The 21,831-nt window shown below is 63.6% G+C and carries 22 protein-coding genes; 7 read left to right on the top strand and 15 right to left on the bottom strand.

Features of this window, described 5'->3' with window-relative positions; all coding sequences use genetic code 11:
• Window positions 1-113: 113 nt before the first annotated feature.
• Both FQV27_RS09405 and cueR read left to right on the top strand, forming a co-directional pair.
• Complete coding sequence (locus FQV27_RS09405; RefSeq protein ID WP_226341156.1) at window positions 114-2,843, top strand: heavy metal translocating P-type ATPase; 2,730 nt, start codon at window positions 114-116, stop codon at window positions 2,841-2,843.
• A gap of 61 nt (window positions 2,844-2,904) precedes the next feature.
• Entirely contained in the window at window positions 2,905-3,354 is a 450-nt protein-coding gene (gene cueR, locus FQV27_RS09400; RefSeq protein WP_080620522.1) for a Cu(I)-responsive transcriptional regulator, read from the top strand.
• Window positions 3,355-3,444: 90 nt separating this feature from the next.
• On the opposite strand, the gene FQV27_RS09395 is transcribed toward cueR, so the two are convergent.
• Complete coding sequence (locus FQV27_RS09395; protein ID WP_080622749.1) at window positions 3,445-4,629, bottom strand: MFS transporter; 1,185 nt, start codon at window positions 4,627-4,629, stop codon at window positions 3,445-3,447.
• Window positions 4,630-4,745: 116 nt separating this feature from the next.
• On the opposite strand from FQV27_RS09395, the gene FQV27_RS09390 reads away from it, so the two are divergent.
• From FQV27_RS09390 to FQV27_RS09375, 4 genes are all read left to right on the top strand, one after another.
• Window positions 4,746-5,021: a metal-sensitive transcriptional regulator gene (locus FQV27_RS09390; RefSeq protein ID WP_064790834.1), complete on the top strand. Its 276-nt coding sequence runs from the start codon at window positions 4,746-4,748 to the stop codon at window positions 5,019-5,021.
• A gap of 56 nt (window positions 5,022-5,077) precedes the next feature.
• Window positions 5,078-5,800 carry a MauE/DoxX family redox-associated membrane protein gene (locus tag FQV27_RS09385; RefSeq protein WP_230382932.1) on the top strand — a complete coding sequence of 241 codons (723 nt, stop codon included), beginning with the start codon at window positions 5,078-5,080 and terminating at the stop codon, window positions 5,798-5,800.
• 21 nt (window positions 5,801-5,821) lie between these two features.
• On the top strand, window positions 5,822-6,325 hold the full coding sequence (locus FQV27_RS09380; RefSeq protein ID WP_080620520.1) for a DUF305 domain-containing protein: 504 nt from the start codon (window positions 5,822-5,824) through the stop codon (window positions 6,323-6,325).
• A 65-nt stretch (window positions 6,326-6,390) separates the two neighbouring features.
• Window positions 6,391-8,787, top strand: coding sequence for a heavy metal translocating P-type ATPase (locus tag FQV27_RS09375; RefSeq protein ID WP_089389385.1), 2,397 nt, complete (start codon window positions 6,391-6,393; stop codon window positions 8,785-8,787).
• A 24-nt stretch (window positions 8,788-8,811) separates the two neighbouring features.
• On the opposite strand, the gene FQV27_RS09370 is transcribed toward FQV27_RS09375, so the two are convergent.
• The 3 genes from FQV27_RS09370 to FQV27_RS09360 form a co-directional block, all read right to left on the bottom strand.
• Window positions 8,812-9,156 (bottom strand): ArsR/SmtB family transcription factor, encoded by a 345-nt coding sequence (locus FQV27_RS09370; protein ID WP_080620518.1) that lies wholly within the window; start codon window positions 9,154-9,156, stop codon window positions 8,812-8,814.
• A gap of 45 nt (window positions 9,157-9,201) precedes the next feature.
• Complete coding sequence (locus FQV27_RS09365) at window positions 9,202-10,236, bottom strand: cation diffusion facilitator family transporter (protein ID WP_080620517.1); 1,035 nt, start codon at window positions 10,234-10,236, stop codon at window positions 9,202-9,204.
• 279 nt (window positions 10,237-10,515) lie between these two features.
• Window positions 10,516-10,725: a heavy-metal-associated domain-containing protein gene (locus FQV27_RS09360; RefSeq protein ID WP_080620516.1), complete on the bottom strand. Its 210-nt coding sequence runs from the start codon at window positions 10,723-10,725 to the stop codon at window positions 10,516-10,518.
• A gap of 384 nt (window positions 10,726-11,109) precedes the next feature.
• On the opposite strand from FQV27_RS09360, the gene FQV27_RS09355 reads away from it, so the two are divergent.
• Window positions 11,110-12,093, top strand: a complete 984-nt coding sequence (locus FQV27_RS09355; protein WP_080620515.1) for a LysR family transcriptional regulator — start codon at window positions 11,110-11,112, stop codon at window positions 12,091-12,093.
• Here FQV27_RS09355 and FQV27_RS09350 read toward each other — a convergent pair.
• The 11 genes from FQV27_RS09350 to trbB are packed head-to-tail and all read right to left on the bottom strand — an operon-like array spanning window position 12,026 to window position 21,626.
• Window positions 12,026-12,265 (bottom strand): DUF2274 domain-containing protein, encoded by a 240-nt coding sequence (locus FQV27_RS09350; protein WP_080620514.1) that lies wholly within the window; start codon window positions 12,263-12,265, stop codon window positions 12,026-12,028. The genes FQV27_RS09355 and FQV27_RS09350 overlap by 68 nt on opposite strands.
• Window positions 12,266-12,267: 2 nt before the next feature.
• A complete protein-coding gene (locus FQV27_RS09345) occupies window positions 12,268-13,398 on the bottom strand; it encodes a TraB/TrbI/VirB10 family type IV secretion system protein (RefSeq protein ID WP_080620513.1) in 1,131 nt (376 codons plus the stop codon).
• The gene (trbG, locus tag FQV27_RS09340; protein WP_080620512.1) at window positions 13,395-14,423 is read right to left on the bottom strand and encodes a P-type conjugative transfer protein TrbG; all 1,029 of its coding nucleotides are present in this window, start codon (window positions 14,421-14,423) and stop codon (window positions 13,395-13,397) included. Before trbG ends, FQV27_RS09345 begins: the two co-directional genes overlap by 4 nt.
• Window positions 14,420-15,109 (bottom strand): conjugal transfer protein TrbF, encoded by a 690-nt coding sequence (gene trbF, locus FQV27_RS09335; protein ID WP_080620511.1) that lies wholly within the window; start codon window positions 15,107-15,109, stop codon window positions 14,420-14,422. Before trbF ends, trbG begins: the two co-directional genes overlap by 4 nt.
• Window positions 15,106-16,464 carry a P-type conjugative transfer protein TrbL gene (gene trbL / locus FQV27_RS09330; protein WP_080620510.1) on the bottom strand — a complete coding sequence of 453 codons (1,359 nt, stop codon included), beginning with the start codon at window positions 16,462-16,464 and terminating at the stop codon, window positions 15,106-15,108. Before trbL ends, trbF begins: the two co-directional genes overlap by 4 nt.
• Window positions 16,465-16,466: 2 nt before the next feature.
• Window positions 16,467-16,754, bottom strand: a complete 288-nt coding sequence (gene trbK-alt, locus FQV27_RS09325) for a putative entry exclusion protein TrbK-alt (protein WP_080620509.1) — start codon at window positions 16,752-16,754, stop codon at window positions 16,467-16,469.
• A 17-nt stretch (window positions 16,755-16,771) separates the two neighbouring features.
• Entirely contained in the window at window positions 16,772-17,551 is a 780-nt protein-coding gene (gene trbJ / locus FQV27_RS09320; RefSeq protein ID WP_080620508.1) for a P-type conjugative transfer protein TrbJ, read from the bottom strand.
• Window positions 17,548-20,058 carry a conjugal transfer protein TrbE gene (gene trbE, locus FQV27_RS09315; RefSeq protein ID WP_080620507.1) on the bottom strand — a complete coding sequence of 837 codons (2,511 nt, stop codon included), beginning with the start codon at window positions 20,056-20,058 and terminating at the stop codon, window positions 17,548-17,550. The genes trbJ and trbE overlap by 4 nt, the downstream gene beginning before the upstream one ends.
• A 10-nt stretch (window positions 20,059-20,068) precedes the next feature.
• Window positions 20,069-20,350 (bottom strand): VirB3 family type IV secretion system protein, encoded by a 282-nt coding sequence (locus FQV27_RS09310; RefSeq protein ID WP_080620506.1) that lies wholly within the window; start codon window positions 20,348-20,350, stop codon window positions 20,069-20,071.
• Window positions 20,350-20,679, bottom strand: coding sequence for a TrbC/VirB2 family type IV secretion system protein (locus tag FQV27_RS09305; RefSeq protein ID WP_028710779.1), 330 nt, complete (start codon window positions 20,677-20,679; stop codon window positions 20,350-20,352). Before FQV27_RS09305 ends, FQV27_RS09310 begins: the two co-directional genes overlap by 1 nt.
• Window positions 20,676-21,626, bottom strand: coding sequence for a P-type conjugative transfer ATPase TrbB (gene trbB / locus FQV27_RS09300; RefSeq protein ID WP_425274181.1), 951 nt, complete (start codon window positions 21,624-21,626; stop codon window positions 20,676-20,678). Before trbB ends, FQV27_RS09305 begins: the two co-directional genes overlap by 4 nt.
• Window positions 21,627-21,831: the final 205 nt, after the last annotated feature.

Genomic DNA, 21,831 nt, shown 5'->3' with positions numbered 1-21,831 from the left:
ACGATGGTAAGGTCAAGAGGAAACGAAAAGGAATTTTTACCCTTGACCTTCCCATCGTTGGAAGGAGCATATCAGTGTCCGAACTCGAATTCTGACTTAGAAAGGAGGCGGCAATGGATGCCCCTGTTCGAGCTGCGGACAAGATGAATGCAGCAATTTCCCTGCCTATCGAGGGCATGACCTGCGCATCCTGCGTCGGCCGTGTCGAGAGAGCCCTGAAGGCCGTCCCCGGCGTCGCCAACGCGGTCGTCAATCTGGCGACCGAGAAGGCCAGCATCACGACGAACGACACGGTTGATCGCATAGCGCTCGTCAAGGCGGTCGAAAATGCTGGCTATGAAGTGCCGGCCAGCTTCAGTGCGCCGAAAGCTGCCCTCCTTGAAGTGCCGATCGAAGGCATGACCTGCGCTTCTTGTGTGGGGCGGGTGGAAAAGGCCCTCAAGGCCATCCCCGGCGTTGCCAATGCCGTGGTCAACCTCGCTACCGAGAAAGCCAGCATCACGACGAGCGGCCCGGTGGACCGAGCGGTCGTCGTGAAGGCCGTGGAGGACGCAGGCTACGCGGTTTCGGCAAGTTTCACCGCGCCGGCGGCGGCTTCGCTTGAGGTCGCGATCGAGGGCATGACCTGCGCCTCCTGCGTGGGACGTGTCGAAAAGGCGCTCAAGGCCGTGCCGGGCGTCACCAACGCCGTCGTCAACCTCGCCACCGAGAAGGCCACCGTCCAGGGAACCGCCGATGCTGCGGCCATCGTCGCGGCAATCGCGAACGCGGGCTACGAGGCCAAGGTGATCGCGGCGGCGACCGGGGCGGGCCAGGCCGAGGTCGATGACCGCGCCGAGAAGAAGGAAGCCGAACGCCGTGAGCTGACCCGCGATTTCACCATCGCGGCGGTTCTGACCGCGCCGGTCTTCATCCTGGAGATGGGGTCGCACCTCATTCCGGGCGCGCACGACATGATCGCCGCGACCATCGGCATGCAGAACAGTTGGTATCTTCAGTTCGTGCTGACGACGCTGGTGCTGTTCGTGCCCGGCATCCGCTTCTACGACAAGGGCCTCCCGGCGCTCTGGCGGCTGGCTCCCGACATGAACTCGCTGGTCGCCGTCGGCTCGCTGGCCGCCTACCTCTATTCGCTGGTGGCGACCTTCGCGCCGGGCTTCCTGCCCGCTGGGACGGTGAACGTCTATTATGAAGCCGCCGCGGTTATCGTCACCCTGATCCTGCTCGGCCGGTTGCTCGAGGCCCGCGCCAAGGGGCGCACTTCGGAAGCGATCAAGCGGCTGGTCGGACTTCAGGCCAAGACCGCGCGTGTCCGCCGCGACGGCAAGACGGTCGATCTGCCGATCGATTCGGTGCTGTCCGGCGACATCGTGGAGGTCCGCCCCGGCGACCGTATCCCGGTCGATGGTGAAGTCATCGAGGGCGAAAGCTATGTCGACGAGTCGATGATCACCGGCGAACCGATCCCGGTGTCCAAGACGAGCGGCAGCGAGGTCGTGGCCGGAACCGTGAACCAGAAGGGCGCCTTCGCGATCCGGGCCACGGCGGTCGGCGGCAACACGGTGCTGTCGCAGATCATCCGCATGGTCGAGGAAGCACAAGGGTCGAAGCTGCCGATCCAGGCGCTGGTCGACAAGGTGACGATGTATTTCGTGCCGGCGGTCTTCGCCGTCGCCGCCCTCACCTTCGCTGCATGGCTCTATTTCGGCCCGTCGCCTGCGTTGACCTTCGCGCTGGTCAATGCCGTCGCCGTGCTGATCATCGCCTGCCCCTGCGCCATGGGTCTGGCAACGCCGACCTCGATCATGGTCGGCACCGGCCGGGGCGCGGAGCTGGGCGTGCTGTTCCGCAAGGGTGAAGCGTTGCAACTGCTGAAGGATGCCAAGGTGGTGGCCGTCGACAAGACCGGCACGCTGACCGAAGGCAAGCCGGCGCTGACCGACCTCGAACTGGCCGCCGGCTTCGACCGGACGACGGTGCTGGGCCTGGTCGCAGCCGTCGAAGCCAAGTCGGAACACCCGATTGCCCGCGCCATCGTGGATGCGGCCGAGGCGGAAGGCATTGCACTGCCCGCCGTGTCGGACTTCGAGTCGGTGACCGGCTTCGGCGTGAAGGCCGTGGTCGACGGCAAGCGCATCGAGATCGGCGCGGATCGCTACATGGTCGAGCTTGGCCATGACGTGGCGGGCTTCGCCCAGGTTGCCGAACGTCTGGGCAACGAGGGCAAGTCGCCGCTCTATGCGGCGATCGACGGCAAGCTGGCGACGATCATCGCCGTGGCCGACCCGATCAAGGAGACGACGCCGGCGGCGATCAAGGCGCTGCACGACCTCGGCCTGAAGGTCGCGATGATCACCGGCGACAACAAGCGCACGGCCAAGGCCATCGCGGCTCGCCTGGGCATCGACGAGGTGGTGGCGGAGGTGCTGCCGGACGGCAAGGTCGACTCGATCCGCCGGCTCAAGGCCGAGCATGGCAAGGTCGCCTTCGTCGGCGACGGCATCAACGACGCTCCGGCGCTGGCCGAGGCGGATGTGGGTCTCGCCATCGGCACGGGCACGGACATCGCCATCGAGGCGGCGGACGTGGTGCTGATGTCGGGCAGCCTGACCGGGGTGCCGAACGCCATCGCGCTGTCCAAGGCGACGATCGGCAATATCCGGCAGAACCTGTTCTGGGCCTTCGCCTACAACACGGCCCTGATCCCGGTCGCCGCGGGTGCGCTCTATCCGGCCTACGGCATCCTCTTGTCGCCGGTCTTTGCCGCCGGCGCCATGGCCCTGTCGAGCGTCTTCGTCCTCGGCAATGCGCTCCGGCTCAAGACCTTCAAGGTCCAGGGCTGATGAAACCAGACAGCCGATCCTATATTTAGGGTCGGCTGTCCTTACATATGGGAGATTGTTCATGAACATCGGACAGGCAGCAAAGGCATCGGGCGTTTCGGCCAAGATGATCCGCTACTACGAGCAGACAGGTCTCATCCCGGCTGCTGATCGGAAGGACTCCGGCTACCGCGATTATTCGGCTACCGATGTCCACATGCTGCGCTTCATCCGCCGCGCGCGCGACCTCGGTTTTTCGGTGGCCGAGATCGGCGACCTGCTCAACCTCTGGCGCGACGAGACGCGACAGAGCGCAGAAGTGAAGCGCTTGGCGCAGGGCCATATCGACGCGCTGGAGAGGAAGATCGCGGATATGCAGGACATGGCCCACACGCTCACCATGCTGGTGAACGCCTGCCAAGGGGATCATCGGCCGCATTGCCCGATCCTACAGCGCCTTGAGACCGATCAGGACGATGAAGATCTTTCGATCCGGCCTCGGTCCGGCGCGGTCAATCGCTCGCTGCAATAACCGCATGCCCAAGCAGCCTTTCGGCTGCGAGGGCGCAGAGCGAGGACCTGACCCGGTGCGTCCCCGCCAAAATGGCGGGGACATTGCGTTTCAGGCTTGCGGTTTGCGTGCCGCTTGCCAGAGCAACGGCACGAGGATCAAGGCGACCGGCGGAAACAATAGCCAGTTGATTGCCGCCCAGCCCGAGTTGTGCAGGACGCTGCCTGCCAGAAACGAGACGGCGGCGGTCGTGCCGAAGACCATGAAGTCGTTTGCGCCCTGCGCCTTGGCGCGCTCGCCCGGCGTATGGCAGTCTGTGACCATCGCCGTCGCTCCGATGAAGCTGAAATTCCAGCCGATGCCCATGATGGCCAGAGACCCCCAGAAATTGATTAGCTCAAGCCCGGCCAGCGCGACGATGGCCGAGACGGCGATGAGCAGCATCCCCGCCGCCGTCACACGCTCCTTGCCGAAGCGTGTCATGAGGCGGCCGGTGACGAAGCTCGGCGCGAACATCGCCAGTAGATGCCACTGGATTCCGAGTGCTGCGCTGTCGACCGAATGGCCGGTATTGACCATCGCGATCGGTGCGGCCGTCATGACGAAAGCCATGAGGCCGTAGGAGACGACGCCGGCCGCGACGGCAAGCATGTAGCGGGGCATCATCAGGATCTGGATCAGGGAACGGCCGGAGCTTTCCGACGCGGATTGCGAAGCGGATTGCGGCGTGCGCAGCATCAACAGAATCGGGATCGACAACAACGGAAGCGCCGCCTGGCTGAGGAAGCTGCCGACATAGGGGGTGCCGGGGAAGGAATCGCGTGTCCAGATGACGAGCTGCGGACCGATTACAGCCGCGATCAGCCCACCGACCATCACCCAGGAGATTGCTCGTGCCTTCAAAGCGCCTTCGGCAGCATCGGCGGCAGCGAAGCGATAGCTTTGGACGTAGGAACCGTAGAGACCGGCGGTAAAGCAGCCGACGCAGAACAGTAGGAACGACGATACGAAGATGCCAAACGCCGCGATGAGTCCCGCTGCGAGGCCGAACAACGCGCCGAACAGATAACCGCCACGGCGCCCCCAGGCGCGCATGACGAAGGCGGCGGGCAGCGTGCCGATTGCGAGGCCGAGACCGAAGAGACTGACCGGCAGCGTCACCCATGCGGGGTTGTCGGCAAGCTGCTGGCCGACCAGGCCGCCGAGCGACATGACGATCGGCGCGCTCGATCCTCCGAGCGCCTGCGCGGCAGTAAGGACGGTGATGTTGCGCCGGACAGTTACCGTATCGTCCATTGGACCTCCCACGATTATTTGCTTCGACGTTGACATGCCGGCAAAACTCTTGGGTTTTGCGGGAACCAAACTTTTGCTCTAACGTATATATACCCATACCGGGTAGGGGTAGCTGGATGTGCAACAAAAATTCCAAGCAGATCATCGCGTCGCTCAACCGGATCGCCGGGCAGGTTCGCGGTGTCGGCCAGATGGTCGAGGACGAGCGATACTGCATCGACATTCTCAACCAGATCCACGCGGTTAAAGCCGCGCTCTCCAAGGTGGAGAACCAGGTGTTGCGATCGCATGCCGCCTGCTGCGTCGAGGAGGCGATCGCATCGGGCGATGCAGACCTTCAGCGCGCCAAGTTCAATGAACTGGTGGAGGTGTTCGCGAAAGCGAAACTTTAGATCGAAGGGATCAGACTATGGCGACCCATGCAGCCAAACGCGCCGAACTTCATAGAATGGTGATGGAAAACCATACCTGCCCCTACGGGTTGAAAGCGCTCGATCTGCTCAAGCGGGAAGGCTACGAGGTCGACGATCACCATCTGACGACCCGCGCGGAGACGGACGCCTTCAAGGCAAAGCATGATGTTCAATCGACGCCGCAGACCTTCATAGGCGGCAAGCGGATCGGCGGTTACGATGATCTCGTCCGGTTCTTCGGCGGCAAGGTCGAGGACAAGGATGCCGTTACCTACAAGCCGGTGATCGCGCTGTTCGCGATGGCTGCCCTAATGGCTTTGGCCGCGAGTTGGGCGGCGTTCGGGAACCTCGCGACGGTCCAAGCCGCCGAATGGCTCATCGCCATCGCGATGTGCCTTCTTGCCCTTCAGAAACTGAAGGACGTGGAAGGCTTCGCGACCATGTTCCTGAACTACGACCTTCTGGCGCAGCGATGGGTCCGATATGCCTACATCTATCCCTTCGCGGAGGCGCTCGCCGGCGTCCTGATGATCTCCGGTGCCCTGATGTGGGTGTCGATCCCCGTCGCGCTGTTCATCGGCGGCATCGGCGCGGTCTCGGTGTTCAAGGCGGTCTATATCGACAGGCGCGAGCTGAAATGCGCCTGCGTCGGTGGCGACAGCAACGTGCCGCTCGGCTTCGTGTCGCTCACCGAGAACCTCATGATGATCGGCATGGCGGTCTGGATGATCTTCAAGCCGATGGGCATTGGACACTGACAACCGCGAAAGGACGATCAAATGGCGAGCGACCACACGGCTCATGGCGGGCATTCGGGGAATAGCCACGGCTCCCATGGCCGTCCCTATCTGATGTTCTGGATCAACATGATCCTCGGCCTCATCGTGATGTATGTCGTGATGTTTTCGATGATCGACGGCTGGGGCGACTTCCGGAACAATCTGAACATGCTTTACATGGCGATAACCATGTGGGCGCCGATGGGCATCTTCATGCTGGCGACGATGCCGGGCATGTTTCCGAACCGCAGCGTGAATATTGTCCTCTATGTGCTTTTTGTCGTCCTTACCCTGGGATCATTTTGGGCGACTCGATCCCAAGCCATGATCGATGACCGCCAGTTTATCGACTCGATGATTCCGCATCACTCGGGAGCCATCTTGATGTGCAGAGAGGCCAACCTGTCGGACGCCGAGCTTCTGGCGTTGTGTGAAGAGATTGAGGTCGCCCAGCGTCGCGAGATCGAGCAAATGCAGGCGATTGCTGGCCGGCTGAACGATTAGTCGGGGCTTGGTTCGCATGCGGTGGCAACCTGCATGCGGGGAGATAAGGGAAGCGGAGGCTTACTATGGTTCACGACCATAACCATCATCAAGGCGCCGCCCATGCCCATAACAAGGGGCACGGTGGCGGATCGGGCCATCACACCGCGACTGCGGAGGCAAGCGATACTGTGAAGGACCCCGTTTGTGGGATGTCCGTGGACCCCACAACGGCTAAGCACCGAGCCCAATACCAGGGCGCGACGTATTATTTCTGCTCCGAGAACTGCCAGACCAAGTTCATGGCCGATCCGGGCAAATATGTTGGACCATCGGAACCGACCCAGGCAGCGGTAGTGCCGGAGGGCACGATCTTTACCTGTCCGATGCACCCCCAGATCCGTCAGGTCGGTCCAGGATCATGCCCGATCTGCGGGATGGCGCTGGAACCCGAAATGCCGACGGCCGAAACCGGACCCAGTGCGGAACTGGTCAACATGACTCGACGGTTCTGGGTGGGTGCCGCCCTTTCTGTTCCGGTGGTCTTCCTTGGGATGGGCAGCGAACTTTTCGGCCTGCATCGTTACATTCCTGGCCAGATCAACAACTGGCTGCAACTCATACTGGCGACGCCGGTGGTGCTGTGGGCAGGCTGGCCGTTCTTTCAGCGCGGCTGGGCGTCCGTGGTGAACCGATCGCTCAATATGTTCACGCTCATCGCGATGGGCGTAGGCGTTGCCTGGATTTACTCCGTGGTGGCAACGCTCGCCCCCGACCTGTTCCCGGAAACGGCGCGGATGATGGGAGACACCGTTGCGGTTTACTTCGAGGCGGCCGCGGTGATCACGGTGCTGGCGCTGCTCGGCCAAGTGCTGGAGCTACGCGCGCGCGAACAGACCTCGGGCGCGATACGCGCGCTTCTTGACCTGGCTCCGAAGACAGCCCGACGTATCCGGCCAGATGGCACCGACGAGGAGGTGGCGGTCGAGCATATTGCCGTCGGCGACAAGCTTCGTGTTCGCATGGGCGAGAAAGTTCCGGTGGACGGGACGGTGCTGGAGGGGCGTTCGGCCGTCGATGAATCGATGATTACCGGCGAATCGATGCCGGTCACGAAAGAGCCGGGTGCAAAGCTCATCGCAGGGACCATCAATCAATCTGGCGCTCTGGTCATGGATGCGGCTCGCATTGGTCGCGATACCATGCTTTCGCAGATCGTCCAGATGGTGGCGCAGGCGCAGCGGTCCCGCGCCCCGATCCAGCGCTTAGCAGACCAGGTGTCCGGCTGGTTCGTTCCACTGGTCATCGTTATCGCCTTGATCGCTTTTGTGGCCTGGACCCTTTTTGGCCCGGAACCCCGGTTGAGTTACGGCCTGATTGCGGCTGTTTCTGTTCTCATCATCGCCTGCCCATGCGCCCTTGGCCTTGCAACGCCGATGTCGATCATGGTTGGCGTCGGCAAAGGCGCCAATCTCGGATTGCTGATCAAGAACGCCGAGGCGCTCGAAAGGCTGGAGAAGATCGATACCCTCGTGGTCGACAAGACCGGCACGCTTACGGAGGGGAAACCGGCCGTCACGGCCATCGTTCCGGTCGATGGGCGGAGCGAGACGGAACTTCTTCAAGCCGCGGCGAGCCTTGAACGTGCGAGCGAACATCCGATTGCACAGGCTATTGTCCGTGCCGCGGTGGAGAAGCAGCTCGCACTGTCGGAACCCTCGGACGTCGACTCTCCTGTCGGTCGGGGAGTCTTGGGAACCGTCGCCGGTCAGCGCGTGCTGATCGGTAGCGCCAAGTTTTTGGAGCTGGAAGGCGTTCAGCCGGGCGCAGCGGCGATCGAGGCGGACGTCATTCGCTCACGCGGGGCCACCGCCGTCTTGGTCGCCATCGACGGCCGGCCCGTCGGCGCCATCGGCGTGGCCGATCCCATACGATCCACTACGCCGGCAGCGCTGGAAGCCCTCCGAAAGGACGGCATCCGCGTGGTCATGATGACTGGTGACAATAAGCTCACGGCTCAGGCGGTGGCAAAAGAGCTGGGCATCGCCGATGTGGAGGCCGAGGTGCTTCCAGAACGCAAGAGCGAGGTTGTTACACGTCTTCGCAAGGAAGGCCGTATCGTCGCCATGGCGGGCGATGGGGTGAATGACGCCCCAGCGCTTGCGGCTGCCGATGTCGGCATAGCGATGGGCGGAGGAACGGATGTCGCCATGGAATCCGCGGGAGTCACGCTGCTAGGCGGTGACCTATTGGGGATCGTGAAGGCGCGTCGCCTGTCGGGAGCGACAATGCGCAATATCCGGCAGAACCTGTTCTTCGCATTCTTCTACAACTCGGCAGGCGTGCCGGTGGCGGCCGGGTTACTGTATCCCGTGATGGGGCTGCTGTTGTCACCGGCGCTTGCCGCACTGGCCATGGCGCTCTCTTCGGTCAGCGTCATTGCCAACGCTTTGCGATTGAGAACTACCAAGATCGACATTTAGTGTCACAGGCCAGCGAAGGGCTGCTCAAGAACGAGGACCGATGATGTCGCGTTTTGGGTCGCCTTCCCTTTCCTCACGCGCATGCGAGAGCATGTCGAGCAGAACGTCACCGACATGCCTGTCGGTGACCTCGTAGAACATTTGCTTCGAGTGGCGAACACGGGTCACCAGGCGCGCGCCACGAAGAAGACGCAGGTGATGGCTGACGAGCGACTGCGAAAGCTCCAGCGCCTCGGAAATATCGGTCACGGATTTCGGACCGTCTTCGCAGTGCAGGAGAATCTTCAGCCTGCTGGGATCACCCAGCAGGCGGAAGGTTTCAGCGAGAAAGTTCAACTCTTGGGACGAAGGGGCTTCTGCGATATTCATGTCGAACCTTCCCGATCAACTGAGTGAACCATCAGGCGCGACCGATCAGTGCGAATGACCCGCATGGGATAGCGCCGCGGTGTTCGGCTCCTCCAAGGTGCAACTGGCTACTCCGTCCCAGTCGATGCCGATCGTCGGGTGTTCGATTTTGAACTTCGTTTTCAGTTCGGCCTCGACCTGTTTCATGACGCTGCGAACATCGACGCCTTCCATCGGCTGCACCTGAAGCGTCGCCAGCACACGACCGGAGGTCAGCGACCAGACATGGATATGGTTGACGCTCTGGATACCAGGAACAGTCTTGAGAAGATGCTCGGAGATCTTGTCGGCGCCGGCGTTGTCAGGTGCGCCTTCGAGCAGGATATGCAGAGTGTTCTTGAGCAGGCTCCATGCACTGCGCAGGATCAGCAGAGACACGAATACCGACAGGATGGGGTCGATAGGAGTCCAACCCGTATACCAGATGACGACAGCGGCGACGATCGCACCCACCGAGCCGAGCAGGTCGCCCATGACGTGCAGGACAGCGCCCTTGACGTTGACGTGTTCGGAATCTCCGCGCGTCAGATACCAAAGCACGAAGAGGTTCACGAGCATGCCGATGATGGCTACGACGAACATCGAACCAGCGAGGACCGGCTGGGGCTCCTGGAACCGTTCGATAGCCTCATAGACGATAAAGCCGACGATGCCGAACAACGTAAGAGCGTTGACCAGGCCGGCGATCACCTCGAAGCGGGCATAGCCGAAGGTGCGCTGGCCGTCCGCGGCCCGCCGACCGAGGCGGAAGGCGACATAGGCGAGGCCGAGCGCGATTGCGTCGGTCAGCATGTGGCCGGCATCGGCAAGCAGCGCGAGCGAGCCCGAGATCACGCCGCCGACGGCCTCCACGATCATGAAGGTGAAGATGATGAAAAAGGAAATGAGGATTTTGCGCTCGTTGTCCTTCGTGACTGTCGGGACATGCGAGTGGTCATGATCGTGATCGTGACCATGATCGTGGCCGCCGCCGTGGTTATGGTCGTGCTTGGAGTGGTCGTGACCGTCATGGTCGCTGTGGGAGTGTGATGAGTTTGCCATTGCTCGTTTCCGGTTGCATCAAGTCAACACTTGAATAGTTGTTCAAGTGTATGCTTGTCAACCAGCCGTGCGAATTTTTTTGCCATCTGCCCGAAGCCTCTAGGACCGACGGGTCGTGACGGCGCACAGGGCAATGCCGACGCCTTCGACGTTGAAGATCTGGCTGATCCTAGAAATCAAAATGGGCAGCCCGAGGACTGCCCATTTTGACACTGCAATGAACCGGGGGACACCTACGGGAGCAGCTTGACGCTCATGATCAGTGGGCAGGAGGTAGCATCAGGCGGCTGCCGGGGCGCCTTCGGCCGGATAGCCCGCCTCGGTGAGAACGGCACGCAGGTCCGCCTCGGTCGCGGATGATTCAACACGGACCTCACGCTTGGGCGGATCAGTCTCGATCTTCGCGGCGGCATCGACGATTTGCAGCGCCTTGGTTACCGACTTGGCGCAACCGCCGCATGTCATGTTGGGAACGGTGAAGAGATACATGGAGGGCTCCTTGATTTGAGTCCTCTGGAAAATGGGGCTTTCCACCGTTGGAAGGTCAAGGGGCAAAATTCAGAAAACTTTCTGCTTGACCTTGCCACCGTTGTAAGCCGCAAGCATCCGTCATGCCACGACCGCAATCCTCAAGCGCCACGGGCTCGTTTTGAGACTTCGGCATCTTGACCTGGCGGTGGCATCGCCTCTCTCGATTATCTTCCTCTTTCATACAAATATTGAACAGTTGTTTATGTGTTCAAATGTTGTATGATCTGGCTATGACCCGCTACGCGCGATACGTCTCGTCATCGCGTGAATGCTCGACAATCGGAGAGGGACAGTTGGCTTGCCTATGGTCCGAGAGCATATGATCCGGACGGCGGCCCTCGGATGAAGGAGACCGCCAAGTTCCCTGACTCCATCGAGCTTCGTCACCTTCGCTACTTCATAGCCGCTGCCGAACATGGCAGCTTCCGAAAGGCAGGGAGTTCGTTAGGACTATCGCAATCGGCAATCAGCCGTTGCATCGCCGATCTCGAAGACAGGATGGGCGCGTCCCTTTTTCACCGGCACGCATGGGGCGTGTCGCAGACCTTTGCGGGGCAGCGTTTCCTTCATCGCGCGCGTCGGGCTATCAAGACGATAGACGAAGGCGCTCACGAAGTTGCCGCCGCAGGACGATCCGAGCAGGGACGAGTGCGGATCGGCATCTATTCGTCCATCGCTTCGGGCTTTTTGACAAAGCTGCTGGCAAGCTATGGTCGGTCTCATAAAGACGTCAGGATCGAACTGATCGACGGCGATCCTGCCGAACACGTCGCGGCCATCCGCCAGTTCCGCCTCGACGTCGCCTTCCTGACCGGCGACCGGGAATGGCCTGGATGCGACCGGGCGCCTCTGTGGTCCGAGCGGGTTTTCGTTGTGCTGCCCGATCTCCACCCCCTGGCGGCTTTGGACGAGGTGATGTGGGGAGATCTCGCCGATGAGCCCTTCATCGTCAGCGAAGCCGCGCCGGGCCAGGAGATCCATGACCATCTGGTGCGGGAGTTGGCGGACCTCGGCCGGCATCCCGAGATCCAGGTTCAATCGGTCGGTCGGGATAACCTGCTGCCGCTGGTGGCGATCGGCCAGGGTCTGACGCTAGTGAGCGAGGCCATGACGGTGGCCGCGCTTCCAGGCATCACATACCGACCCATCGCCGCCGAGGTGCTTCCATTTTCGGCGGTCTGGTCCCCGGCGAACGACAATCCCGCGTTCCGCAGGTTGCTCTCCATGGCAAAGGCGGCGTCTGCCAAGGCTATGAGGCTCAAGCAAGCGGCTTCGCAGATTGGGGCGAGCGACGTGCTTTTGCGAAGCCGCGATCTGTCGCAATAAATCGCTCCAGCATCGGCACAATGAGCCTGACGGGATCGGCGACGGGCTGGCCGCTCTCGCGGGCCAGCACCTCGGCATAGGCGACCAGATCGCGGTGAAGCGGCGCGGGCAGCTCCACCGTCACCTTGACGGGCTTGTCGTCGGGCAGCGGGCCGAGTCTCAGCTTGGTCATGATCAACCTCCTGCCGGCTCGAATACAAGGTCGCGGGTCACGATGATCCTGACCGGGAAGCCCGGCCGGATGGTCAGCGTGGGGGCAACCTGCAACTGACGTTGCACGATCTGTTGGCCCGCCTGATTGACGGTATCCTGTGCGCCGTCGCGGATGGCCCGGATAAGCCGGTCCTCGTCGCTGGTCGCCAGCTCCGCGCCGACCGCGAGCAGCGTGGAGAGGCCAGCCGCTTTCATCAGATCCCACCAGTGGTAGTCGATCCCGTCCTCAAGGCCGGCATAGCCGCTGGCGTCCGCGCCCGGCAGGCGCTCAAGCACGATGGAGCGTCCGCCCGGCAGGATCAGGCGATTCCACACCAAGAGCACCCTGCGCTGGCCGAAGGTCACGCCATCATCATATTGGCCGATGATGCGCGTTCCCTGCGGGATCAGGAGCAGCGAGCCGGTGGGGCTGTCATAGACGTTCTCCGTCACCTGTGCGGTGATCTGGCCCGGAAGGTCGGAACGGATGCCGGTGATGAGCGCGGCCGGGATCACGGCTCCGGCTTGAAGGATGTAGGGCGAGGCCGGCGGTGCGACGCGATCCGGAGCGACGGTCTGCCGGTCCACCGGCCCGTTGAGGAAAGCGGTATGGCGATTCTGGCCCGCCGTTCCGTCCGGTTGTCCTGTGAGCCCAGCCAGTCCGGGCATGGCTGTTCCGGCCGGACCTCCCGTGCGTGGGCCTGACTGGAAAAATACGTTGCTCAACCGTGCGGCTTCTTCTTCCGCGAGGCGGCGTTGCTCCTCGGGATCGACGGCAGGGGTTGTGATGGCAGGCGGAACGATCGGCTGTCCCCGATTTTGTGCATCGAGGATTGGCCGGCCAAGGTCGCCCGGCAATGCCGGCCCCAGGATCGGGCCAGTATAATCGCGCGGGAGACCGGCGAGGCCATCCGCAGTGGGACGGTTCTCGGTTGAGTAGAGTTCGCCTCCTCCCGGCCCCGCCTCGCGGGTCTGGAGCGCATAGATCAGCGCTCCCCCGACGCCGAGAAGCGCGGCGGCGCCGACGCCTGCCAGCACCTTGCGGGACAAGCGGGTGACGCGGGGCGGCTCGGCGCGCAACCGCATGGGCGCGGCGGTGTTGGTATCGCTCATGAAGGCGATCCTCCCGTGGTCGCGTCGGCCGACTGGGTAGCGGCCTGTCTCTGCTCGATACGGACGATTCTGACCACCTGCTGGCGGTCACCGCTGCCAAGGCGCAGTTCCGCCGCGCCGAACAGCCTGTCGACGATCAGGACATTTTGGTGGATGCGCGAATTGACGATCTGCGGTTCGCCGTCGGAACCGAGAACGAACAGGGGCGGCATCTCGCCCTGCACGATGCCGCGTGGGAAGACGACATAGACGCGCCTGCCGTCATCGAAGACGGAGACTGGACGCCATGGCGGGCTGTCGCCTTGCAGCTGCAAGGCGTAGCGATAGTTCCGCGCGGCCTCGGCCGGGATGACGGGGACCGACGGCGCGGTCGCTCGGCTGCCCGGCGGCGGTGCCGGATACGCCCATGCCACGGCAGGCATATAGAGCGCTTCGCGGGCGCGAAGTTCGATCATGTAGATGCGCCGGTCGGTGGTGATGACGAGGTTGGTCGAGATGTCCGGCCGGGTTGGCTTCACCAGCACATGCACTCGGCGCGTCGGACCGCTTCCGCTCTCTGTGTCGCCGATCACCCACCTGGCCGTGTCGCCGGCGGCGATCGGTCCCGCGCCGGTCAGGTTCTCGCCCGGCTCCAGCGCGATGGTGGTGATCTGTCCGACGGCGGCATAGACTTGGTAGAGCGCACCTTCCGACCAGGGATAGATCTGTATGGCATTGTAATAGCCTTCGCGACGCGGCTCGACACGGGCGGCGGCATTGGCGTTCTCAACGCGGCCGGTGGCCGTGCCGGCAGCCTCGCCGCCCCGCGCCACATTCCAGGTGGGCGGCACATGCAGCGGCCTTGGGCGTGCATCGGTGATGGGAGCCTGCGCGGACGGAAGAGGCGGGACATCGGCGTCGTAGCTGAATTGCGGTGTCCGGTTGGTGGCGCAGCCAGCGAGCATGGTCGCGGCAAGCAACAAAGCCGGAAAACCGAGTTTACGGAAAACCGGAAAAGCGGGTTCACTCAAAGACGTGCGGATCATTGACTCATCTCCCGCGACCAGTTGATTGCGTTGACATAGATTCCCAAGGGATTGGCGCGCAGGCGCTCGGCGTCACGCGGCGGCTGGATGACGATGGTGAGGATCGCGGTCCATCGCTCGGTGGTGGAGAGCTGGCCGTTTTCGTAGTGGCGTTCGGTCCAGGCTACGCGGAAACTGTCCGGGGACGCCCGGATGATGCTCGACACCTCGACGGCGACCTGCTGGCGGCCGACGCGCGTGAACGGGTCGTTGGCGCGGGCGTAGTCGTTGAGCGCCACGGCGCCGCGATCCGTGGTCCAGTCATAGGCCCTGAGCCAGTTCTGACGGACAATGATCGGGTCAGCCGGAAGCGAGCGGACCTGTTCGATGAAGCGGCCGAGATGGAATGCGATCTGCGGATCGGTCGGCCGATAATCGGCGGTAGCGGGGGCAACGGTCTGCGCCTGGCCGAGATTGTCGACTTGAACGACCCAGGGCACGACGGTTCCGCGCGCAGATTGCCAGACAAGAGCGCCGGCGAACCCGACCGAGAGGATCAGCGAACCGAACGCCATGTAGCGCCAGTTCCTCGCCTGCACGCGGGCCGAGCCGATGCGGTCGTCCCAGACTTGCGCGGCGCGCTGATAGGGCGTTTCGGGTTCCGGCACCTTGCCGTAATGGGTCGTCGGTCGTTTGAAGGTGTTCATGTGCGGTCACTTTCGGAAAGGCTGACTGAGGAGCCGCCACCGTGGCTGTCGCCGGACCGGACGGCATGGGCGGCAGCGGTGACGCCGTGGCTCATCGCCCGGCTGCGGCGCATCTGCTGCGCCCAGGCCGGTGGACCATCAGCGGCTGAAGGAGGTGATTGCTCGGGCGACGGGGCGCCCCCGACCGTGCCCATGGACGAACTGCCGCCGGACGCCGCAAATCCGGCCCTTGCGCCATCGGAATAGCTGGACTTCATGCTGTCGGCGGCATGGGAGGCTGCGCGCTTCAAAGGCGAGATGGCAGCCGAGCCTGCGGCGCGCGCCACACCGCCAAGGCCGGAAGCGACCCCCGCCGCGCCTGACCCACCCATGGAGCCGAGGGAATAGGCAGACGATGCTGCGCCGGCGGCTGAGGCCCCGCCGCGTGCAAGTGCAGCACCGCCCGAGAGTGTGGCACCGCCCCCCCGCGCGGCGAGCATGGTCGCACCACCGGCAGCGATCGCGGCACCGCCGACAGCGAGGCCAGTCCCGACGGCAGCGCCAGCACTGAGTTGCGGGCCGCCGGAGACGAGGCCGGTGGCGATGCCGGGGCCGAAGATGCCGAGGCCGAGAAGGGAAAGGGCTGCCAGCACGATCGCCATGGCGTCGTCGATGGTCGGGGTCGCGCCGCCGAAGCCGGCGGTGAACTGGCCGAAGAGTGTCGAGCCGATGCCGATGATGACGGCGAGGACCAACACCTTGATGCCGGAAGAGATGACGTTCCCCAGAACCCGTTCCGCCATGAAGGCGGTCTTGCCGAACAGGCCGAAGGGGATCAGCACGAAGCCCGCAAGCGTGGTCAGCTTGAACTCGATCAGGGTGACGAAGAGCTGGATTGCCAAAATAAAGAAGGCGAGGATAACCAGTGCCCAGGCGAAGAACAGGCAGAGGATCTGCACCAGGTTTTCAAAGACGGCGATCCAGCCCATGAGACTGGAGATGGATTCGAGCAGCGGCCGCCCGGCGTCGAGACCGATCTGGGCAACGCGGCCGGGGCGCAGGAGATCTGCGGCCGAAAAGCCTGTGCCGGAAGCCATGAGGCCCAGCCCGGCGAAGCTCTCGAAGACGATGCGTGCGAGGCTGTTCCAATTGCCAATGATATAGGCGAAGACACCGACAAAGATCGTCTTCTTCACCAGGCGCGCGAGAATGTCGTCGTCGGCGCCCCAGGCCCAAAACAGGGCGGCGAGCGTGACGTCTATGACGATCAGCGTCGTCGCGATGAAGGCAACTTCACCGCCGAGCAGGCCAAAGCCCGAGTCGATGTAGCTGGTGAAGATACCGAGAAAATTGTCGATGACCCCCGTTCCGCCCATGATTATCGCTCCCCATCCGGGCCAGGCGTCGACTGCGCGGGCGACCGTCCGAGGAAGCGGTCGCGGGTTTCGGCCCAGATCGCCAAGCATTCGGCGTCATTGGCCGCCGCCTCGCCCATTTCCTGACAGAGACGCTGCCCCTCGCGCAGGAGATCGACCTGTCGCGTCTGCAAAGGAACGGAAGGGGCCGGACCGGCTACATCCTCGCGGTTCATCTCGATGATCGCCGCCGTGATGGCGACGGCTACGAATACGATGGCTGCGATCCGGGCCAGCACCTTCCCCTCCATGATGGGCCTCCCCGGCGTCAGTTGAACATCTGGGCGTTGCCGGGCTGGTAGCCCGAGCCCGGTGTCAGGAAGCGTTCGCGCTGGATGCGGCCCTGTTCGGCGGCGGTCGCGCGTTCGGCTTCCATCAGGGCGTCGGCCCGGCCGTTGGCCGAGATGACCGCGATCAGGTCGGAAAGCTGCTGCGACTGGAGGGCGAGAAGCTGATTGCCGGCTTGGGTGGCCTGAAGCGCGCCGGTCGCCCCTTGGCTTTCGCCGACGAGCGCGGACATCTCCGCGCGGTTGCTGTCGATATTGCCGACGACACCCGCCTGCACCCGCATCGCGTCCTGAAGACCCCCGACGGTATTTTCCCAGCGGGTTCGGGCATCCGCAATGAGCTGCTGGTCGGTGGCCGTGAGGGAAAGGTTGCCATAATCCTGCTGGAACATCTGGTCGATGTTCTGCACATCGAAGGCGATGTTCTGGGCCTGCCCGAGAAGCTGCTGGGTGCGTTGGACGTTCTGCTGAAGCGCCTGAAGCGAACTGTAGGGCAGGCTCGCGAGGTTGCGGGCCTGGTTGATCAGCATCTGCGCCTCGTTCTGGAGCGAGGTGATCTGGTTGTTGATCTGTTCCAGAGTGCGGGCGGCGGTCAGCAGGTTCTCCGCGTGGTTGGTCGGGTCATAGACGATCCGCCCAATGCCGAAGAAGGCGTGGGCCGGTGTCGTGAACATCGGGGTCAGCGCCAGCGGTGCGGTGAGCGCAAGGGCGAGCGCCGAAGCGCTGGCGATGCGGGTGAGCCGGGGAATTGTGCGCGTCATGGGGTAATCTCCTCTTCTTCCAGGATGAGTTCGATTTCGCCGAGGTCAGCGACCGTCGGCGGCAGGGTCTCGCTTTCGGTCGCGAGATTGGTGAGGTCCGGGATGAGATCGGCGGCCCAATCGACGTCGCGTGCCCGGAGCCAGGCCGAGAGGAACCCGTCGCCACCGTGTTCAGCGAGGATTTCGGTGATCAGGGCCTGATCGGATTTGGCCGAGGCGGCGCAGAGCGCCAGACCGACCTCCGACAATCCAAGATCGAACAGGCGGTTGCCACGCCGCGACTGGCAGTAGTAGTCCCGCTTCGGAGTCGCCCTGGCCAGGATTTCGATCTGGCGATCATTGAGGCCAAAGCGGCGATAGATCGCGGTGATCTGGGGTTCGATGGCGCGCTCGTTCGGCAAGAGGAGTCGCGTCGGGCAGCTTTCAATGATGGCCGGAGCAATGGCGGAATTGTCGATGTCGGACAGCGACTGCGTGGCGAAGATGACGCTGGCGTTCTTCTTGCGCAGGGTCTTGAGCCATTCTCTGAGTTGGTCCGCGAACCCTTCGTCGTCCAGCGCAAGCCAGCCCTCGTCGATGATCAGCAGCGTAGGTTGCCCACCCAACCGATCGCCGATGCGGTGGAAGAGATAGGAGAGGACGGCGGGCGCTGCGCCGGTGCCGACGAGGCCCTCGATTTCAAATGCCTGGACATCGGCCGAACCGAGATGTTCGCTCTCGGCGTCGAGCAGCCGACCATACGGGCCGCCGACGCAATAAGGCCGTAGCGCCTGTTTCAGGTCGTTGGACTGGAGCAGCACGGCAAGGCCGGTGATGGTGCGTTCGCCGACCGGGGCGGAAGCAAGCGAAGTCAGCGCCGTCCAAATATGTTCCTTGACGTCCGGGGTGATCTGGATGTTCTCGCGCATCAGGATCGCGACGATCCAGTCCGCAGCCCAGGCGCGCTCGGAGGTCTGGTGAATACGAGCCAGCGGTTGCAGCGAGACGGAAGCATCGGCCGCATCGGTCAGCTCGCCGCCAAGATCGTGCCAGTCCCCTTGCATGGCGAGGGCGCAGGCGCGGATGGACCCCCCGAAATCGAAGGCAAAGACCTGAGCGCGCGGATAGCGGCGAAACTGCAAGGCCATCAGCGCCAGCAGCACGGATTTGCCCGCGCCGGTCGGTCCGACGACGAGGGTATGGCCCACGTCGCCCACATGCAGGGAAAGCCGGAACGGCGTCGATCCCTCGGTCCTGCCGTAAAGCAGTGGGGGTGCGCCGAGATGATCGTCGCGTTCCGGCCCCGCCCACACGGCGGACGAAGGGACCATGTGGGCAAGGTTGAGCGTCGAGACCGGCGGCTGCCGGACATTGGCATAGGCATGTCCGGGCAGGCTGCCGAGCCAGGCGTCGACGGCATTGACCGTCTCGACCATGACGCTGAAATCGCGGGACTGGATGATCTTTTCGACCAGCCGCAGCTTTTCGTCGGCGCGGCGGGCGTCCTCGTCCCAGACGGTGACGGTCGCCGTGACATAGGCCATCCCGGCCATGTCGGCGCCGAGTTCCTGCAAGGCCATGTCCGCGTCGGCGGCCTTGTTCGCCGCATCGGTATCCACGAGCGCAGATTGCTCGTTGGTCATCACCTCCTTGATGATCGCCGCGATGCTCTTGCGCTTGGCGAACCATTGCCGCCTGATCTTCGTCAGCAGCCGGGTCGCGTCGGTCTTGTCCATAAGGATGGCGCGGGTGGACCATCGGTAGGGAAAGGCCAGCCGGTTCATCTCGTCGAGCAGGCCGGGTGTGGTGGTGCCCGGAAAGCCGGTGATCGTCAGAAGCCGGAGATGTTGATTGCCCAGTCGGGGTTCCAGGCCGCCGGTCAGCGGCTGATCGGCCAGCAGCGCATCGAGATAGACCGGAGTTTCGGGCACGCGGACGCGATGCCGGTTGGTCGAAATCGTCGAGTGGAGGTAGGTCAGCGTGCCGGCGTCATCGAGCCATCGGCACTCGGGCATGAAGCCGTCGAGCAGCGCCAGCACGCGGTCGGTGCGGTCGATGAAGCCGCGCACCAGTTCCCAGGGGTTCACGCCCGAGGTCTCGCGCCCTTCATACAGCCAGGACTCGGAACGTGCGGCATCTTCGGCGGGCGGGAGCCACAGGAAGGTCAGGAAGTAGCCAGAGACGAAATGGCTGCCCTCCTCCTCGAAATCGGCCTTCCGCTCGGCATCGACCAGCGCCGAGGCCGGATCGGGGAAGCGGCTTGCGGGATAGCTTGCGGCTTCCGACCGCTGTGCTTCGACAAAGATGGCCCAGCCGGAGCCGAGACGGCGGAAGGCGTTGTTCAGCCGCCCGGCCACCGCGACCAGCTCGGCCGCGACGGCGGAATCCAGATCGGGACCACGGAACTTCGCCGTGCGCTGGAACGAGCCGTCCTTGTTCAGCACGACGCCGGAGCCGACCAGCGCCACCCAGGGAAGGTAGTCGGCAAGGCGTGAGGCGGTGCGACGGTATTCTGCGAGATTCATCATGGCTCGTGCCTCACACCGAAAGATGGCCGGGGATGCGAAGATGGCGGCGCGCGACCTCGACGAAGAGCGGATCGCGTTTGGCGGCCCAGACGGCGGCGATGTGACCGACGGCCCAGATCAGGATGCCTGCAAGCCATAGCTGAAGGCCGAGGCCGACGGCGCCAGCCAGCGTGCCGTTGAGGATCGCGACGGATCGGGGCGCCCCGCCGAGCAGGATCGGCTCGGTCAGGGCGCGGTGAACCGGCACCGCGAAGCCCGGCACGGTATCGAGGGCCTCGAAGCTCACGGCCATCAGACCAGCGCCCCCCCGCCGAAGCTGAAGAACGACAGGAAGAAGCTCGATGCCGCGAAGGCGATGGAGATGCCGAAGACGATCTGGATCAGCCGCCGGAAACCGCCGCCGGTATCGCCGAAGGCCAGTGTCAGGCCCGTGACGATGATGATGATCACCGCCACGATTTTCGCCACTGGACCTTCGACGGATTCGAGGATGGATTGCAGCGGCGCCTCCCAGGGCATGGAGGAGCCGGAGGCCCAGGCCGGGGACGTCATCAGGCTCACCCAGGCGAAGGCCGATGCGGTTGCGATATGGTGGCGGATACGGAAGGCACGACGGATCATGCAGGTTCTCCAGTGTTGTGAGTGGTGTCGGGTTCTGAAAAGGCTGAGGAAATTCGGTAGTCTCCGTCCGGCCCGAGCCCCTCGACGCGGGCAAGCTCGGCAAGGCGGCGGGCGGAACCGCGCCCGGAGAGGACGGCAACAAGGTCGATGGTTTCCGCGATCATCGCGCGCGGCACGGTGACGACCGCTTCCTGGATGAGTTGTTCGAGGCGGCGCAGCGCGCCGATGCCGGAACCGGCATGGATCGTTCCGATCCCTCCGGGGTGGCCGGTGCCCCAGGCTTTGAGCAGGTCCAGAGCTTCGGCCCCACGGACCTCACCGATCGGGATACGGTCGGGGCGCAGGCGCAAGGACGAGCGCACCAGATCGGACAGAGTGGCGACACCATCCTTGGTCCGCATGGCGACCAGATTGGGCGCCGCGCATTGCAACTCGCGGGTATCCTCGATGATTACGACCCGATCCTGCGTATTCGCCACCTCGGCGAGCAGCGCATTGGTCAGCGTGGTCTTGCCGGTGGACGTGCCGCCCGCGACCAGGATGTTCGCGCGCGACTGGACGGCGGCGCGGAGTGCTTCTGCCTGATCCTCGGACATGATGCCGGCCGCCACATAGTCATCGAGGGTGAACACCGCGACGGCGGGTTTGCGGATGGCGAAGGCAGGCGAGGACACCACCGGGGGCAGCAACCCCTCGAAGCGCTCTCCCGATTCCGGCAGCTCCGCCGAGACCCGTGGGCTGCGCGCATGCACTTCGACGCCGACATGGTGGGCCACCAGCCGCACGATGCGCTCGCCATCGGCGGCGGACAGGATCTCGCCGGTATCGGCCAGCCCTTCGGACAGCCGGTCGACCCAGATGCGCCCGTCGGGATTCAGCATGACCTCGACGACAGACGGGTCTTGCAGCAAGGTTGAGATGGCAGGCCCGAGCGCCGTCCGGAGCATACGCGCGCCGCGGTCCACCGTTGCCTGTTTGTGGTTGATGCCTGCCATCTCGTCCCCGTTCCACCGGGGAGGCGAGAGACGATCCCCGGATGGGGATGACTAAAAGAGACCCAAATCGGGTCGTTTCAACAAGTTTCGACCGTCGTAGTAGCGTAGCGCGCAAATACAGGAGAACGGCGGTGACCCCATCTAGGACCAAGCCTGA

The sequence above is a fragment of the Paracoccus aurantiacus genome, from assembly GCF_007993065.1.
GTDB classification, from domain to species: domain Bacteria; phylum Pseudomonadota; class Alphaproteobacteria; order Rhodobacterales; family Rhodobacteraceae; genus Paracoccus; species Paracoccus aurantiacus.
The sequence above is the reverse complement of the archived record's forward strand: the minus strand, read 5'-3'. Positions and strand labels throughout refer to the sequence as shown.

Excerpts from the sequence above, each read along its gene's own strand:
- FQV27_RS09405 (WP_226341156.1), top strand. The coding sequence starts at position 114 with ATGGATGCCCCTGTTCGAGCTGCGGACAAGATGAATGCAGCAATTTCC.
- cueR (WP_080620522.1), top strand. The coding sequence starts at position 2,905 with ATGAACATCGGACAGGCAGCAAAGGCATCGGGCGTTTCGGCCAAGATG.
- FQV27_RS09395 (WP_080622749.1), bottom strand. The coding sequence starts at position 4,629 with ATGGACGATACGGTAACTGTCCGGCGCAACATCACCGTCCTTACTGCC.
- FQV27_RS09390 (WP_064790834.1), top strand. The coding sequence starts at position 4,746 with ATGTGCAACAAAAATTCCAAGCAGATCATCGCGTCGCTCAACCGGATC.
- FQV27_RS09385 (WP_230382932.1), top strand. The coding sequence starts at position 5,078 with ATGGTGATGGAAAACCATACCTGCCCCTACGGGTTGAAAGCGCTCGAT.
- FQV27_RS09380 (WP_080620520.1), top strand. The coding sequence starts at position 5,822 with ATGGCGAGCGACCACACGGCTCATGGCGGGCATTCGGGGAATAGCCAC.
- FQV27_RS09375 (WP_089389385.1), top strand. The coding sequence starts at position 6,391 with ATGGTTCACGACCATAACCATCATCAAGGCGCCGCCCATGCCCATAAC.
- FQV27_RS09370 (WP_080620518.1), bottom strand. The coding sequence starts at position 9,156 with ATGAATATCGCAGAAGCCCCTTCGTCCCAAGAGTTGAACTTTCTCGCT.
- FQV27_RS09365 (WP_080620517.1), bottom strand. The coding sequence starts at position 10,236 with ATGGCAAACTCATCACACTCCCACAGCGACCATGACGGTCACGACCAC.
- FQV27_RS09360 (WP_080620516.1), bottom strand. The coding sequence starts at position 10,725 with ATGTATCTCTTCACCGTTCCCAACATGACATGCGGCGGTTGCGCCAAG.
- FQV27_RS09355 (WP_080620515.1), top strand. The coding sequence starts at position 11,110 with ATGAAGGAGACCGCCAAGTTCCCTGACTCCATCGAGCTTCGTCACCTT.
- FQV27_RS09350 (WP_080620514.1), bottom strand. The coding sequence starts at position 12,265 with ATGACCAAGCTGAGACTCGGCCCGCTGCCCGACGACAAGCCCGTCAAG.
- FQV27_RS09345 (WP_080620513.1), bottom strand. The coding sequence starts at position 13,398 with ATGAGCGATACCAACACCGCCGCGCCCATGCGGTTGCGCGCCGAGCCG.
- trbG (WP_080620512.1), bottom strand. The coding sequence starts at position 14,423 with ATGATCCGCACGTCTTTGAGTGAACCCGCTTTTCCGGTTTTCCGTAAA.
- trbF (WP_080620511.1), bottom strand. The coding sequence starts at position 15,109 with ATGAACACCTTCAAACGACCGACGACCCATTACGGCAAGGTGCCGGAA.
- trbL (WP_080620510.1), bottom strand. The coding sequence starts at position 16,464 with ATGGGCGGAACGGGGGTCATCGACAATTTTCTCGGTATCTTCACCAGC.
- trbK-alt (WP_080620509.1), bottom strand. The coding sequence starts at position 16,754 with ATGGAGGGGAAGGTGCTGGCCCGGATCGCAGCCATCGTATTCGTAGCC.
- trbJ (WP_080620508.1), bottom strand. The coding sequence starts at position 17,551 with ATGACGCGCACAATTCCCCGGCTCACCCGCATCGCCAGCGCTTCGGCG.
- trbE (WP_080620507.1), bottom strand. The coding sequence starts at position 20,058 with ATGATGAATCTCGCAGAATACCGTCGCACCGCCTCACGCCTTGCCGAC.
- FQV27_RS09310 (WP_080620506.1), bottom strand. The coding sequence starts at position 20,350 with ATGGCCGTGAGCTTCGAGGCCCTCGATACCGTGCCGGGCTTCGCGGTG.
- FQV27_RS09305 (WP_028710779.1), bottom strand. The coding sequence starts at position 20,679 with ATGATCCGTCGTGCCTTCCGTATCCGCCACCATATCGCAACCGCATCG.
- trbB (WP_425274181.1), bottom strand. The coding sequence starts at position 21,626 with ATGCTCCGGACGGCGCTCGGGCCTGCCATCTCAACCTTGCTGCAAGAC.